12 protein-coding genes and 1 riboswitch are annotated in these 13,622 nt (G+C 48.9%); of the genes, 10 read left to right on the top strand and 2 right to left on the bottom strand.

Features of this window, described 5'->3' with window-relative positions:
• Positions 1–2 precede the first annotated feature (2 nt).
• Genes nuoG through G465_RS0101000 form a run of 9 tightly spaced genes read left to right on the top strand, consistent with a single transcriptional unit; the run spans position 3 to position 10,305 of the window.
• Positions 3–2,351, top strand: a complete 2,349-nt coding sequence (nuoG, locus tag G465_RS0101040) for an NADH-quinone oxidoreductase subunit NuoG (protein ID WP_022652622.1) — start codon at positions 3–5, stop codon at positions 2,349–2,351.
• Positions 2,351–3,397, top strand: a complete 1,047-nt coding sequence (nuoH, locus tag G465_RS0101035) for an NADH-quinone oxidoreductase subunit NuoH (RefSeq protein WP_022652621.1) — start codon at positions 2,351–2,353, stop codon at positions 3,395–3,397. Before nuoG ends, nuoH begins: the two co-directional genes overlap by 1 nt.
• Positions 3,398–3,421: 24 nt before the next feature.
• Positions 3,422–3,901, top strand: coding sequence for an NADH-quinone oxidoreductase subunit NuoI (nuoI, locus tag G465_RS0101030; protein WP_211213653.1), 480 nt, complete (start codon positions 3,422–3,424; stop codon positions 3,899–3,901).
• A gap of 9 nt (positions 3,902–3,910) precedes the next feature.
• Positions 3,911–4,549 carry an NADH-quinone oxidoreductase subunit J gene (locus G465_RS0101025; protein WP_022652619.1) on the top strand — a complete coding sequence of 213 codons (639 nt, stop codon included), beginning with the start codon at positions 3,911–3,913 and terminating at the stop codon, positions 4,547–4,549.
• 27 nt (positions 4,550–4,576) lie between these two features.
• On the top strand, positions 4,577–4,882 hold the full coding sequence (gene nuoK / locus G465_RS0101020) for an NADH-quinone oxidoreductase subunit NuoK (RefSeq protein ID WP_022652618.1): 306 nt from the start codon (positions 4,577–4,579) through the stop codon (positions 4,880–4,882).
• Between the two features lie 32 nt (positions 4,883–4,914).
• On the top strand, positions 4,915–6,948 hold the full coding sequence (gene nuoL, locus G465_RS0101015; RefSeq protein ID WP_022652617.1) for an NADH-quinone oxidoreductase subunit L: 2,034 nt from the start codon (positions 4,915–4,917) through the stop codon (positions 6,946–6,948).
• Between the two features lie 40 nt (positions 6,949–6,988).
• Positions 6,989–8,482: an NADH-quinone oxidoreductase subunit M gene (locus G465_RS0101010; protein ID WP_022652616.1), complete on the top strand. Its 1,494-nt coding sequence runs from the start codon at positions 6,989–6,991 to the stop codon at positions 8,480–8,482.
• Positions 8,483–8,511: 29 nt separating this feature from the next.
• Positions 8,512–9,975, top strand: coding sequence for an NADH-quinone oxidoreductase subunit NuoN (nuoN, locus tag G465_RS0101005; RefSeq protein ID WP_022652615.1), 1,464 nt, complete (start codon positions 8,512–8,514; stop codon positions 9,973–9,975).
• A gap of 12 nt (positions 9,976–9,987) precedes the next feature.
• Entirely contained in the window at positions 9,988–10,305 is a 318-nt protein-coding gene (locus tag G465_RS0101000) for a DUF2818 family protein (protein WP_022652614.1), read from the top strand.
• Between the two features lie 46 nt (positions 10,306–10,351).
• Here G465_RS0101000 and G465_RS0100995 read toward each other — a convergent pair whose 3' ends face one another.
• Together G465_RS0100995 and G465_RS0100990 are read right to left on the bottom strand one after the other, a co-directional pair.
• Positions 10,352–11,245, bottom strand: coding sequence for a lipid A biosynthesis lauroyl acyltransferase (locus G465_RS0100995; protein WP_281166762.1), 894 nt, complete (start codon positions 11,243–11,245; stop codon positions 10,352–10,354).
• Positions 11,232–12,119, bottom strand: a complete 888-nt coding sequence (locus G465_RS0100990) for a lysophospholipid acyltransferase family protein (protein WP_022652612.1) — start codon at positions 12,117–12,119, stop codon at positions 11,232–11,234. Before G465_RS0100990 ends, G465_RS0100995 begins: the two co-directional genes overlap by 14 nt.
• Before the next feature lie 199 nt (positions 12,120–12,318).
• Between G465_RS0100990 and metK the strand changes: the two genes are divergently transcribed.
• A complete protein-coding gene (gene metK, locus G465_RS0100985; RefSeq protein ID WP_022652611.1) occupies positions 12,319–13,488 on the top strand; it encodes a methionine adenosyltransferase in 1,170 nt (389 codons plus the stop codon).
• Positions 13,489–13,545: 57 nt separating this feature from the next.
• A riboswitch (S-adenosyl-L-homocysteine riboswitch) is annotated at positions 13,546–13,614 on the top strand.
• Positions 13,615–13,622: the final 8 nt, after the last annotated feature.

The raw sequence follows: 13,622 nt of genomic DNA, 5'->3' as shown, positions 1-13,622 counted from the left end.
CTATGGCATTGGAAATTGAAATCGACGGCAAAAAGCTGACTGTGCCGGACGGCTCCACAATCATGGATGCTGCTCATCAGGTCGGGACCTATATTCCGCATTTTTGCTATCACAAAAAACTGTCTATCGCGGCGAACTGCCGTATGTGTTTGGTTGAGGTTGAGAAAGCGCCAAAACCATTACCCGCCTGTGCAACACCGGTTACGGATGGAATGAAGGTATTTACCCATTCCGATCTGGCGGTGAAAGCACAGAAAGGGGTGATGGAGTTCTTGCTCATTAATCATCCTTTAGACTGTCCAATTTGTGACCAAGGGGGCGAGTGTCAATTACAAGACCTCGCTGTTGGTTATGGTGGTGGTGATTCGCGCTATCAAGAGGAAAAACGGTCGGTTCCAGAAAAAAATATGGGACCACTGGTTTCTGCTGAAGAAATGGCGCGTTGCATTCACTGTACCCGCTGTGTGCGTTTTACCGAGGAAATCGGTGGCTTCCAAGAAATTGGTATGGCACATCGTGGCGAATTCTCAGAAATCCTGCCTTTCTTAGGGAAGACAGTTGACTCTGAGATTTCAGGTAACGTGATTGACTTGTGCCCTGTGGGTGCATTGACCTCGAAGCCTTTCCGTTATTCTGCCCGTACTTGGGAGCTGTCGCGCCGTAAATCGGTCAGCCCACATGATGGTTTGGGTAGCAATATGGTGCTGCAGGTCAAACACAATCGTGTTTATCGTGCTTTGCCACTGGAAAACGAAAGCATCAATGAATGCTGGTTGGCTGACCGCGATCGTTTCTCTTATGAGGCATTAAACAGCGATTTGCGTCTGACCAAGCCGATGGTCAAACAAGATGGCCGCTGGATTGAAACCGACTGGGCTGCTGCGCTTGACTATGTCTCTCATGGTTTGAAAGACATCATTGCCCGTGATGGTGCTGATCGCGTTGCCTTCTTGGCTTCTCCACATTCCACCACAGAAGAATTATTTGCCCTCAAGAAATTGGCGCGTGCTTTAGGGGTGAAAAACACCGACTACCGTACTCGTCGCGCTGATTTCCGCGCTGATGCCTTGCAAAATGGTGCGTTGTGGTTGGGTGGCGATGTTGTTGAATTAGCGGCAGCTAAATCTGTTTTGGTGATCGGTTCAACGCTGCGCAAAGAACAGCCTTTAATCGCTGCACGTTTACGTCAATCAGTCAAAAAAGGTACCCAACTGAATTTGTTGGCCTTGGCTGATGATGATTTACGCACTGACACTCATGCCAAATTGGTGGTCGCACCAGCAGCACTGGTGAACGCCTTGGCACAAGTCGTGGCCGCTGCAGCTGAACTGAAACAAGAATCCTGTCAGTTGTCGTTAGATGCGGTGTCAATCAGTGATGAAGCACGTCGTATTGCGGCTTCTTTGTCTGAAGCGGAAACCGGCGCGATTGTGCTCGGTAATTTGGCACAACATCACCCAGCTTTTAGCGAGTTGTTGTTGTTGGCTCAAGAACTGTCCCGCTTAACTGGTGCTCGTTTTGGTCTGTTCGGTGAGGCAGCCAATAGCGTGGGTGCTGAAGTGTTCTTCCGTCCTGATCAAGGTGGATTGAATGCCGCGCAAATGCTGGCACAACCTCAAGCTGCTTACGTGTTGCTCAATACTGAGCCTGACTTTGACGCCCATAATCCTCAACTGGCAAAAGCCACGTTAGGTCAAGCCAAGATGGTGGCTGCACTGACCGCTTTCCGCTCACCAGAATTGTTAGCGTGTGCTGATGTGCTGTTGCCGATTGCACCGTTTACGGAAACAGCCGGTAGCTTCATCAATATGGAAGGCCGTCTGCAAAGTTTTAATGGTGTGGTGAAACCATTAGGTGAAACCCGTCCAGCATGGAAAGTGCTGCGTGTGTTGGGTAACTTAGCGCAGGCTAATGGCTTCGATTTCTCTTCTGTTGAAGAAATTCGTGCTGAGTTTGCAAAACAGCTCAATGCTGATCGTGTAACCGGCTTGGATAACACGCTGAAAACCGATGCGGCAGCGGTGAGCACTGCGGTTGCAGCGGAAGGGCTACAACGCCTTGGCGAAGTGCCTATCTATCAAGCTGATGCGTTGTGCCGTCGTGCAACAAGCCTGCAACAGACTGCCGATGCGCGTGCGCCAATCTTGGGTTTACATCCAGACACCCTGCGCGAACAACAATTGCAAGCTGGCCAAACTGTGACTGTGCGTCAAGGTGAGGCTGAGGTGAGTTTGACCGTTGGCGAAGATGCGACTTTGCCATCCGGTGTGGCTCGTGTTCCAACTGCTCATCCATTGACAGCCAGTTTGGGTGCGATGTTTGGCCGAATTGACATTGTGCGGGGTAAATAATGGAGTTCCTCCAAGCGTTGTTAGGAAATGATCTTGGCCTCGCTGCCTGGACATTGTTGAAGATTGTGGCCATCGTTTTGCCGTTGCTGGGCTGTGTTGCCTATCTGACTTTGGCAGAACGTAAAGTCATTGGTTACATGCAAATTCGTATTGGTCCAAACCGTGTTGGTCCAAAGGGTTTGTTACAGCCTATCGCTGATGCGTTAAAGCTGTTGACCAAAGAAATCATTCTGCCTACCAAGTCGAGCAAATTCTTGTTCATCTTGGCGCCAGTGTTATCGATTTTGCCTGCGCTGGCGGCATGGGCGGTGATGCCTTTCACCCCAAACTTGGTGTTAGCCAATATCGATGCCTCGCTGCTCTACATCATGGCGATTACCTCGATGGGGGTGTATGGCGTGATCGTGGCAGGTTGGGCTGCAAACTCGAAATACTCCTTCTTGGGCGCCATGCGTTCTGCAGCGCAAATCGTGTCGTATGAAATTGCGATGGGTTTTGCCTTGGTCGGCGTATTGATGGTATCGGGCAGCTTAAACTTGGTTGAGATTGTGAACCAACAAGCGGGTGGCTTAGCCGGTGGTTCCATCCTGTCTTGGAACTGGTTGCCACTGTTCCCGATGTTTGTGGTTTATCTGATCTCGGGTGTGGCTGAAACCAACCGTGCACCATTTGACGTGGCCGAAGGTGAATCTGAGATTGTGGCTGGTTTCCACGTTGAATATTCCGGTATGGCTTTCGCGATCTTCTTCTTGGCTGAATACGCCAACATGATTCTGATCGCTGCTTTGACTGCCTTAATGTTCTTGGGTGGTTGGTTATCTCCATTCCCTGCTTCGATTCCGGTATTGGGTGCTGCAGGTATTCACTGGTTGCTGTTAAAAGCGGCTTTGGTGTTGTTCTGCTTCCTGTGGTTCCGTGCTACTTTCCCTCGTTATCGTTATGACCAGATCATGCGTTTGGGTTGGAAAGTGTTCATTCCGGTCACTTTGGTGTGGGTGGTGGTACTTGGTGCGTGGATGATGAGTCCGCTGTCGCTGTGGAACTAACGGGACAAGAAGGCTAACGCAATGTTGAAAAATTTCTTCAAGACCTTCCTGCTGGTCGAATTGCTGAAAGGGATGGCGCTCACTGGGCGACACTTCTTCCAGCGTAAAATTACCGTGCAATACCCCGACGAGCGCACCCCTTACAGTCCGCGCTTCCGTGGTTTGCATGCGCAGCGTCGCTATCCAAACGGCGAAGAACGCTGTATTGCATGTAAGTTGTGCGAGGCTGTGTGTCCTGCGATGGCGATCTCCATCGAATCGGAAAAGCGCGATGATGGCTCTCGCCGTACCACACGCTACGAAATTGACCTGACAAAATGTATCTTCTGTGGTTTTTGTGAAGAATCCTGTCCTGTTGATGCCATTGTGGAAACTCACATTTATGAGTACCACGGTGAGAAACGTGGCGATCTGTACTACACCAAGCCAATGTTGTTAGCGGTGGGTGATAAGTACGAAGCCGAAATTGCCAAAGCGCGTGAAGCTGACGCCAAATACCGTTAAGGGGGGAACATGTCGTTTCAAGAAGTTGTGTTCTATGTGTTGTCAGCCATCGTGCTCTACTCTGGCTTGCGAGTGGTGACAGCCAAAAACCCAGTCCATGCTGCTTTGTTCTTGGTGCTGGCTTTTTTCTCCGCTGCCGGCCATTGGTTGCTGATGCAAGCTGAGTTCTTGGCAATCGCCTTGGTGCTGGTTTATGTCGGTGCGGTGATGGTGTTGTTCTTGTTCGTGGTGATGATGTTGGATATCAACTTCGAAAAACTCCACGAGGGCTTTTGGCGACATCTGCCCCTGGCCGGAACCGTTGCAGTGATTATGATCGTCGAAATGGTGATGGTGCTGCTGAGCCCATCGGCAGATTTGTCGAGCATGAATGAGATTGCACCTTTGGCCGAAGGCATGAGCAACGTGCGTGAGTTAGGTTTACAAATCTATACCACTTATTTGCTGCCGTTTGAGTTGGCTGCTGTACTGCTGTTGCTAGCGATTGTCGCAGCGATTGCATTAACCATGCGTAAGCGCAAAGACACCAAGTATATCGACCCTGCGGTTCAGGTTCGTGTACAACGTGCTGATCGTGTTCGTGTGCTCAAGATGGATGCTGAGCCACGTGCCAACGCTGATACTGACAACAACGAATCCGCGGCCTGAGCTGCGTATTGAACTCAGGGAGATGCCGTGCTGACTTTGACTCATTACTTAGTGCTTGGGGCGATTTTGTTTGCCATTAGCGTGCTGGGTATTTTGCTTAACCGTAAAAACGTAATTGTGTTGCTGATGGCAATTGAATTAATGCTGTTAGCGGTGAATTACAACTTTATCGCGTTTTCTAAATACCTCTCCGATACGGGTGGGCAGATTTTTGTCTTCTTTATCCTGACCGTGGCAGCCGCTGAATCAGCGATTGGTTTGGCTATTATGGTTGGCCTGTTCCGTAACCTGCGTACCATCAGTGTCGAAGACCTGGGCAGCCTCAAAGGCTGACGCGAACCGAACGAAAGAGAAGCACAGAAATCATGGAGATGAAGAGCTTATATCTGCTAATCGCGCTAGCGCCTCTGCTCGGCTCGGCTTTAGCAGGCTTATTTGGTTGGGCGATTGGTCGTCGTGCGGCGCACGTCGCGACCATTGCAGGGGTGATGGTCTCGGCCATCGGTTCTGCTTACACCCTAAACTATCTGTTGAATGGCGGTGAGCCATTCAACGGTAATATTTATACTTGGTTAACAGTCAACGGTATCGAATATTCGGTCGGTTTCTTGGTCGATAATTTGACTGCCATGATGATGGTAGTGGTGACTTCGGTATCGCTGATGGTGCATATCTACACCATCGGTTATATGTCGGAAGACCCTGGCTACCAACGTTTCTTCAGTTACATTTCACTGTTCACCTTCTCGATGTTGATGTTGGTGATGTCTAACAACTTCGTACAGCTGTTCTTTGGCTGGGAAGCGGTTGGTCTAGTGTCGTACCTGTTGATCGGTTTCTGGTTCAAAAAACCAACAGCCATTTTTGCCAACTTAAAAGCTTTCTTAGTTAACCGTGTGGGTGACTTTGGTTTTGCTTTAGGGATTGGTATGGTGTTGTATCACTTCGGTGGTTCGCTGAACTACACCGATGTGTTTGCTGCTGCCCCTGCATTAAAAGATGCCACGATTGAGCTGATTCCAGGTTCAACTTGGTCGTTGATGACCGTCACCTGTATTTTGCTGTTCATCGGTGCCATGGGTAAATCGGCGCAATTCCCTCTGCACGTTTGGTTGCCTGACTCGATGGAAGGCCCAACACCGATTTCTGCTCTGATTCACGCAGCAACGATGGTGACCGCCGGTATCTTTATGGTATCTCGCATGTCGCCACTGTTCGAATTGTCTGACACAGCTTTGTCGGTGGTGTTGGTGGCTGGTTCGATCACAGCGTTGTTTATGGGTTTCTTGGGCATCGTACAAAACGACATCAAACGCGTCGTGGCGTACTCCACTTTGTCCCAGCTCGGTTATATGACTGTGGCTTTGGGCGTATCGGCCTACAACGTTGCTGTATTCCACTTGATGACCCACGCTTTCTTTAAAGCGTTGCTGTTCTTAGCCGCAGGTTCGGTCATTATCGGTATGCACCATGATCAAGACATGCGTAACATGGGTGGTCTGCGTAAATACATGCCGATTACTTGGATTACTAGCTTGATTGGTTCTTTGGCGCTGATTGGTACACCATTCTTTGCCGGTTTCTACTCGAAAGACTCGATTATTGAGGCTGTCCATGCTTCCAACTTAGCCGGTAGCGGTTTTGCCTACTTTGCTGTGGTTGCAGGTGTCTTCATTACCGCTTTCTATAGTTTCCGTCTTTACTTCTTGGTATTCCACGGCGAAGAGCGTTGGATGAAAGTGCAACATGACGATCATCATCATGATGCACATGACGACCACGACCACCATCATGGTTTAGGCCCGAATGACAAACCACATGAAAGCCCATGGGTAGTGACTCTGCCGCTGGTCTTGTTGGCGATTCCTTCGGTTTTCGTTGGTTACATTGCAATTGAGCCAATGCTGTACGGTGATTTCTTCAAAGGTATCATCTACATCGATCATGAAGCTCATCCAGCGATGGCGACCATGGCAGAACATTTCCACGGTGCAGCTGCAATGACTGCTCATGCTTTGCAAACCTTACCATTCTGGTTAGCGTTGGCAGGTGTAGTGACAGCATGGTTCTTCTATATGAAGGCGCCACAGATTCCTGCAGCGATCAAGAGAATGTCCGGCCCAATCTATACGCTGTTGGAAAACAAATACTATCTTGACGACATTTACTTTGCTCTCTTCGCCAAAGGTTCGCGCCTGTTAGGGATGGGCTTCTGGAAAGTGGGTGACCAAGCGCTGATTGATGGCTTGTTGGTAAATGGTTCGGCAAAGCTGGTAGGGCTGTTCTCCCGCGTGACCCGCAAGCTGCAATCCGGCTTCATCTACAGTTACGCAACAGCAATGATTATTGGAGTTCTCGGTTTGATGACCCTTTGGCTCTCTGGTGTCATTGCACGCTGAACAACGACAACAAATATCTCGAAACTGTTAGGTTGGGCTTATGGTTGAAAATCTGTTAAGTCTGGCAATCTGGACACCTATTGTGGCCGGATTGCTGGTAATAGCGACGGGTGGGGACAAAAATGCCAATACGGCACGTCTCCTCGCGTTGGCGGGGGCTGCCTTGGGCTTCCTTGTCACGCTGCCCCTTTATACTCAATTTGATACGCTACACGGCGGGATGCAATTCGAAGAGAAGTTTGCTTGGATTGCTAGCCTCAACATCAATTACCACCTTGGTGTTGACGGCATCTCGATGTTGTTTGTGATCCTGAACAGCTTTACCACCTTCTTAGTGGTATTGGCTGGTTGGCAGGTGATCGAAAAGCGTGTGGCCCAGTATATGGCTGCCTTCTTAGTGATGTCCGGCCTGATCAATGGTGCTTTTGCTGCCCTTGATGCGGTGCTGTTCTACGTCTTCTTCGAAGCCATGCTGATCCCGATGTATTTGATCATCGGTGTCTGGGGCGGCCCACGTCGTGTCTATGCGTCGATTAAATTCTTCCTCTACACGCTGTTAGGCTCGCTGTTAATGTTGGTGGCGTTTATTTACTTGTATTTCCAAGCTGGCTATAGCTTTGAAATCCTCAAGTATCACACCCTGCCATTGCCATTAACCGCACAAATCTTGATCTTCATTGCTTTCTTTATGTCTTTTGCAGTGAAGGTGCCGATGTGGCCAGTACACACCTGGTTGCCTGATGCTCACGTTGAAGCACCGACCGGTGGTTCGATGGTATTGGCGGCGATCACGCTGAAAATTGGTGCTTACGGCTTCTTGCGCTTTGTGTTGCCGATTGTGCCGGATGCCTCGCGTGAATTGGCGTGGTTGATGGTGGCCTTGTCGCTGGTGGCTGTGGTTTACATCGGTCTGGTAGCGTTGGTGCAAACCGACATGAAGAAACTGGTGGCTTACTCCTCCATTTCTCACATGGGTTTTGTCACCTTAGGTTTGTTCTTGTTTGCCGGTAACGAGCTCAATCCGTGGGCGATTGAAGGCGCAATTGTGCAGATGGTGTCTCACGGTTTCGTCTCTGCTGCCATGTTTATGTGTATTGGCGTGATGTACGATCGCCTGCACACGCGGAACATTGCTGACTATGGTGGTGTGGTAAACCGGATGCCAATCTTTGCTGCATTCTTCTTGTTGTTTGCGATGGCGAACTCGGGTTTACCTGCAACCTCCGGTTTCGTCGGTGAGTTCATGGTGATCATGGGCGCATTACAAGTGAACTTCTGGGCAGCCTTCGCTGCGGCCACTACCCTGATCTTCGGCGCTGCTTACACCTTATGGATGTATAAGCGCGTGGTGTTTGGTGATGTGGCGAACAGTCATGTTGCTGAAATGGAAGATGTGAACAAGCGTGAGTTCCTGATCTTGGCTATCTTGGCTGTGATGGTGCTTGGCATGGGCTTGTATCCTGAGATGTTCGTCAAGGTTATGCATGTATCGGTTAATGACCTGATCGCGCATGTTGCTCAATCTAAGCTGTAAGGCAGTGCTGTTCATAAGGAAAGAATTAGATGAGTTGGGCTGATTTGAATCTGATGCCGGCATTGCCCGAGATTTTTCTCCTCACGGCTTTATCCGTCATCTTGGTACTAGACTTGTTTTTGTCTGATGCCAAGCGGGGAATTACCTACGGGTTGACATTGCTCACCCTGTTGGGCTGTGCTGTGCTGACTTTGACTACTTGGGTACCTTATCCAGAAACAACCTTCAGCGGCATGTTTGTTGATGATCCTGTTTCTGATCTTGCCAAAATTGGTTTGTATATTGCGGTGGCAGTCACTTTGGTTTACACCCGCCAATATGCAGATAATCACGGCATCTTTAAGGGTGAATACTACACGCTGACTTTGTTTAGCTTGTTGGGCATGATGGTGATGGTGTCGTCTAGCCATTTCCTCACTCTATACATTGGCTTGGAACTGTTGTCCTTGGCCTTGTATGCCCTGATTGCCCTGAAACGCGACTCCACTCCGGCATTAGAAGCTGCGATGAAGTATTTCGTGTTGGGTGCTTTAGCTTCTGGCATGCTGTTGTACGGTATGTCGATGCTCTACGGCGCAACTGGCAGCTTGTTCTTGGTTGAAGTGGCAAATGACATTGCCTCTGGTCAAGCAAACAGTATGTTAGTGGTGTTTGGTATCGTATTTGTGGTGGCAGGCTTGGCCTTTAAATTGGGTGCAGTGCCGTTCCACATGTGGGTGCCTGACGTGTACCACGGTTCGCCAACTGCTATCACTTTGATGATTGGTGCTGCCCCTAAAATCGCTGCGATGGTGTTTGTGTGGCGCATTTTGGCCCAAGGTCTGGGTGCTGCAGTGGCCGATTGGCAAATGATGTTGGTGGTGTTGGCAGTGTTGTCGATGGCCTTGGGTAATATCACTGCTATCGCTCAAACCAACCTGAAGCGTATGTTTGCGTACTCAACTGTTTCGCACATGGGTTTCTTGTTGGTCGGTATTTTGGCTGGCACTGAAGCAGGCTATACCGCTGCCCTGTTCTACATCTTGGTCTACGTCTTAATGTCGCTGGCCGGCTTCGGTATTTTATTGTTGCTGTCGCGTGCCGGTTTCGATTGTGAAACTTTAGACGACCTCAAAGGTCTAAACCAGAAAAACAGCTGGTATGCTTTGTTAATGCTGTTTGCCATGTTCTCGATGGCTGGTATTCCGCCCTTGGCAGGGTTCTACGCCAAGTTTGCGGTGTTAAAAGCGGCGGTTGACGTTGGTTTAGTTTGGTTGGCAGTCGTGGGTGTGGTGTTCTCGTTGGTCGGTGCGTTCTACTACTTGCGTGTTGTGAAGTGCATGTACTTTGATGAACCTAACGATGAGCCTGTGCCTGCTGCACGTCCTGATATGAAACTGGTGTTGAGCCTGAATGCGGTGGCTCTGCTGGTGTTGGGCGTGGTACCAGACAGCCTGTTGACCTTGTGTGTAGATGCAATGAAACAATCCCTGTCTGTGGTAGCAGGGGCATAAGGATCTTCAAGTATGGAATGGCAAGTCTTAGCGCTATTATTGGTTGCATTGGTAACGGCTAACTTGCCATTTATCTCGGAGCGTCTGTTATTGCTGATATCAGTGCCACTGCAAAAGGGTAAAAAACATTTTGCATGGCAGTTGTTGGAGTTGTTGGTGTGGTATGGACTGGTGGGGGCCTTTGCTCTGTGGTTAGAGTCAAATACTGCCCCTGTTCATCCGCAAAAATGGCAATTCTATGCCACGACTTTTTCTCTGTTTTTGGTTTTAGCTTTTCCTGGTTTTGTGCTTCGTTATTTCTGGCGGTGGCGTAAACCTGCTTGGCAATAAAATAGTCAAAAATAAAAAGCCCCACTTTTCGGTGGGGTTTTTTATTTTATTTATAAAATCGTGCTTGACCTTCTGGGCGGGTCTTAAAGCGTTTGTGTAACCAGAAATACTGTTCAGGCTGCTCTAAAATTCTCTCTTCAATAAAAGCATTCATACGGCGCGTATCAGCCGCAATATCTTCTGTTGGAAAGTTATCCCACGCTGGATAGAAAGTTAATTCATAGTGATTGCCCACCCGAGTGGGGATGGCTGGAATTACTTTGGCTTTAGACAACTTTGCAATACGAGATAGGCCGGTGATGGTTGCTGCCTCCACACCAAAGAATGGGACAAAAATCGAATCTTTTGGGCCAAAGTCTTGATCGGGTAAATAAACAAATGGAGTATGGTCTTTCATCGCCTTGATGATTGAGCGCAACCCTTCTTGTCGAGAGACAATTTTGGCATTATTAAAACGCATCCGGCCCTGATAAACTTGTTGGTTAATGACTGGGTTTTTCTGGTTTGAATAGACGCTGGCTAAGGTTTTTTCTAAATTCAAACGATAGACACATATTTCAAAGCCGACAAAATGTGGGTAGAGAATAATCACATTTTCTTGTTCATATTGTTGAAGATAATCTAGATTATGAATTTTAACCAAGCGTTTTAATCGTTCTGGTGTGGCATACCACATAATCCCATATTCAAGTAACATCCGCGCCATCGCGTGAAAATGTTGCTGGATGATGTGACGCCGTTTGGCCTCACTCCATTCGGGAAAACACAAGCGTAAATTGATTAAACCAACTTGTCTTCTTTCTTTAGCCAGTAAATAAGCCAATTTACCAATTGGCCATGCCAATAAATTTAATACACTGAGTGGCAAATGATGTAATAGCCATAACAAAAAGATGGCAAAGCGCATAAAAAGTTCTCTTAAATAATTAACAAGTAGCAGGAGGCGGTTGGACACCTGCCGGTTTCTTATAGCGGTTGTAACTCCATAAATACTGTTCTGGTGCTTCGCGAATCAAACTCTCGATTATCTGATTCATCAGAGCCGCATCATGTTCTTTATCGCCGGTGAACGGTGTGGGTAAAGGACGGACTTTAATGACGAATCCTTCGCCTTTTGGTAAGCGATGACCATAGAAAAATAGGGTAGTCACCCCTTTCATGGTGGCTAGTCGTGGCACCAGTGTCATGGTGTAGGCTGGCCGGCTAAAAAACGGTGCCCACACACCATCGCCTTGGCTGGGCACTTGATCCGGTAGAATCACAGTGGCTTCGCCTGCGCGTAAGGCCTTCATGATTTGTCTGACGCCGGCAGGTGTGGCGGGGGCTGTTTTTCCTTTATCCCGTACACGGCCTTGATTCATCACCGGCTCTAGCCAAGCGAGTTTGGGCGGACGGTACATCGCAGTTAAAGGACAGGGCAGCCGTTGCGAGACATAACGCCCAGCAATGTCATAATTGCCAAGATGGGGTGTGACCAATAACAAACCTTCACCTCGGGCTTGTGCTGTTTCAATATGTTCCCAACCTTCACAGGCCTGCACTAGGCGCATAATGTCGTCTGGTTCACGACACCATGCAATGCTGAGCTCGGCTGCGCCCATTCCTATGTGGGCAATACTTTGTTTGACCAGTTTGGCCTCAGACTGATAACTTTCGGCGATTTTGCTGTGATGAAGATTGTCTTGAATACGTTGTCGAAAACGCGGGGAAAAACCCGCAACAAGATGTGCGACACAACGGCCGATGACTTGCACCTGTGGCAACGGAAGATAAGACAAAGCAGTAATCAGAAATTGGGCAAGGCGAGCACGCACAGTTGGCCTTTCGGCGAGGGATCAACAGTGCCGCGCATTTTAGCGGTTTTTTAGGTCTGGCCTAGTGTCAGTTGGTTGCCATCTGCGATAGGTCAGGTTTTAGGGTAGCGTTTTTCAGAAAGGAGTCTGCGAGCACGGAGCGTTATCTACGCTAAGCTATCCCCCCTTGTTCTTGCAACAGGGCGCCTCGCAAAAATACATGAGTGAATACCTGTTTACTTCGGAATCGGTGTCCGAAGGCCATCCTGATAAGGTGGCAGACCAAATTTCAGACGCCATCTTAGATGCGATTCTGAGCCAAGATAAGTATGCCCGCGTTGCGGCAGAAACCTTGGTCAACACCGGTTTGGTGGTGTTGGCGGGTGAAATTACCACCCACGCTAATGTCGATTACATCCAAGTGGCACGCGATACCATCAAACGTATCGGGTATGACCGCTCGGATTTGGGTTTTGACTATCGCGGTTGTGCCGTGTTAGTGGCATATGACAAACAATCTCCAGATATTGCCCAAGGTGTGAACGAAGGGCAAGGGCTGGATTTGGAACAAGGCGCAGGTGACCAAGGTCTGATGTTCGGTTATGCGTGTGATGAAACACCAAGCTTGATGCCATTCCCTATCTACTACGCTCACCGTTTGGTGCAACGTCAGGCTGAGTTGCGTAAAGATGGCCGTCTGCCGTGGTTGCGTCCTGATGCCAAGTCGCAAATTACTTGCGTGTACGATAGTGCAACTGGCTTGCCAAAGCGGATTGATACGGTGGTGTTGTCAACGCAACACGCCCCTGAAATTACGCAAGAAACCCTTACTGAAGCGGTGATTGAAGACATTATCAAACCGGTGTTGCCAGCACATATGTTGACTGCCGAAACCAAATACTTGATCAACCCCACCGGTCGTTTTGTCATTGGTGGCCCGATGGGTGATTGTGGTTTAACTGGTCGCAAAATTATTGTCGATACCTACGGCGGCGCAGCGCCACATGGCGGCGGTGCTTTCTCTGGTAAAGATCCATCAAAAGTCGATCGTTCTGCTGCTTATGCAGGTCGTTATGTGGCTAAAAACATTGTTGCCGCAGGTTTAGCGCGTCAGTGCCAAATTCAAGTTTCTTACGCGATTGGTGTGGCGAAGCCAACTTCGATCTCGGTGGATACGTTTGGAACCAATGTCGTACCAAATGAATTGATTGTGGAATTAGTGAAAAAACATTTTGATTTACGGCCAAAAGGCATTGTGCAGATGTTGGACTTACTGCGTCCGATTTATGGCAAGACTGCTGCTTATGGTCACTTCGGTCGTGAAGAGCCTGAATTCTCTTGGGAAGCGACCGACAAAGCCGCTGCTTTGCGCGCTGATGCAGGTTTGTAATTGACGGTTGCACGGTGTGAGTTGGCTGATGTTTAACGTATAATTGGCTTTCTTCCCTTCGCCGGGGAGCGCTGCGAGAGGACAGTTTCCTCCCAGGCCCGGCACCTTTAACGGCGCTCACCCATCAATCCGTG

It is taken from the genome of Aquaspirillum serpens DSM 68 (assembly GCF_000420525.1).
In the GTDB taxonomy this organism is placed as follows: Bacteria; Pseudomonadota; Gammaproteobacteria; order Burkholderiales; family Aquaspirillaceae; genus Aquaspirillum; species Aquaspirillum serpens.
Note: the sequence above shows the minus strand (reverse complement) of the source record. Positions and strands in the feature narration are given on the sequence as shown.

Coding starts and splice junctions, on each gene's coding strand:
- nuoG (WP_022652622.1), top strand. CDS start 3: ATGGCATTGGAAATTGAAATCGACGGCAAAAAGCTGACTGTGCCGGAC.
- nuoN (WP_022652615.1), top strand. CDS start 8,512: ATGAGTTGGGCTGATTTGAATCTGATGCCGGCATTGCCCGAGATTTTT.
- nuoL (WP_022652617.1), top strand. CDS start 4,915: ATGGAGATGAAGAGCTTATATCTGCTAATCGCGCTAGCGCCTCTGCTC.
- G465_RS0101010 (WP_022652616.1), top strand. CDS start 6,989: ATGGTTGAAAATCTGTTAAGTCTGGCAATCTGGACACCTATTGTGGCC.
- G465_RS0101025 (WP_022652619.1), top strand. CDS start 3,911: ATGTCGTTTCAAGAAGTTGTGTTCTATGTGTTGTCAGCCATCGTGCTC.
- G465_RS0101000 (WP_022652614.1), top strand. CDS start 9,988: ATGGAATGGCAAGTCTTAGCGCTATTATTGGTTGCATTGGTAACGGCT.
- metK (WP_022652611.1), top strand. CDS start 12,319: ATGAGTGAATACCTGTTTACTTCGGAATCGGTGTCCGAAGGCCATCCT.
- nuoH (WP_022652621.1), top strand. CDS start 2,351: ATGGAGTTCCTCCAAGCGTTGTTAGGAAATGATCTTGGCCTCGCTGCC.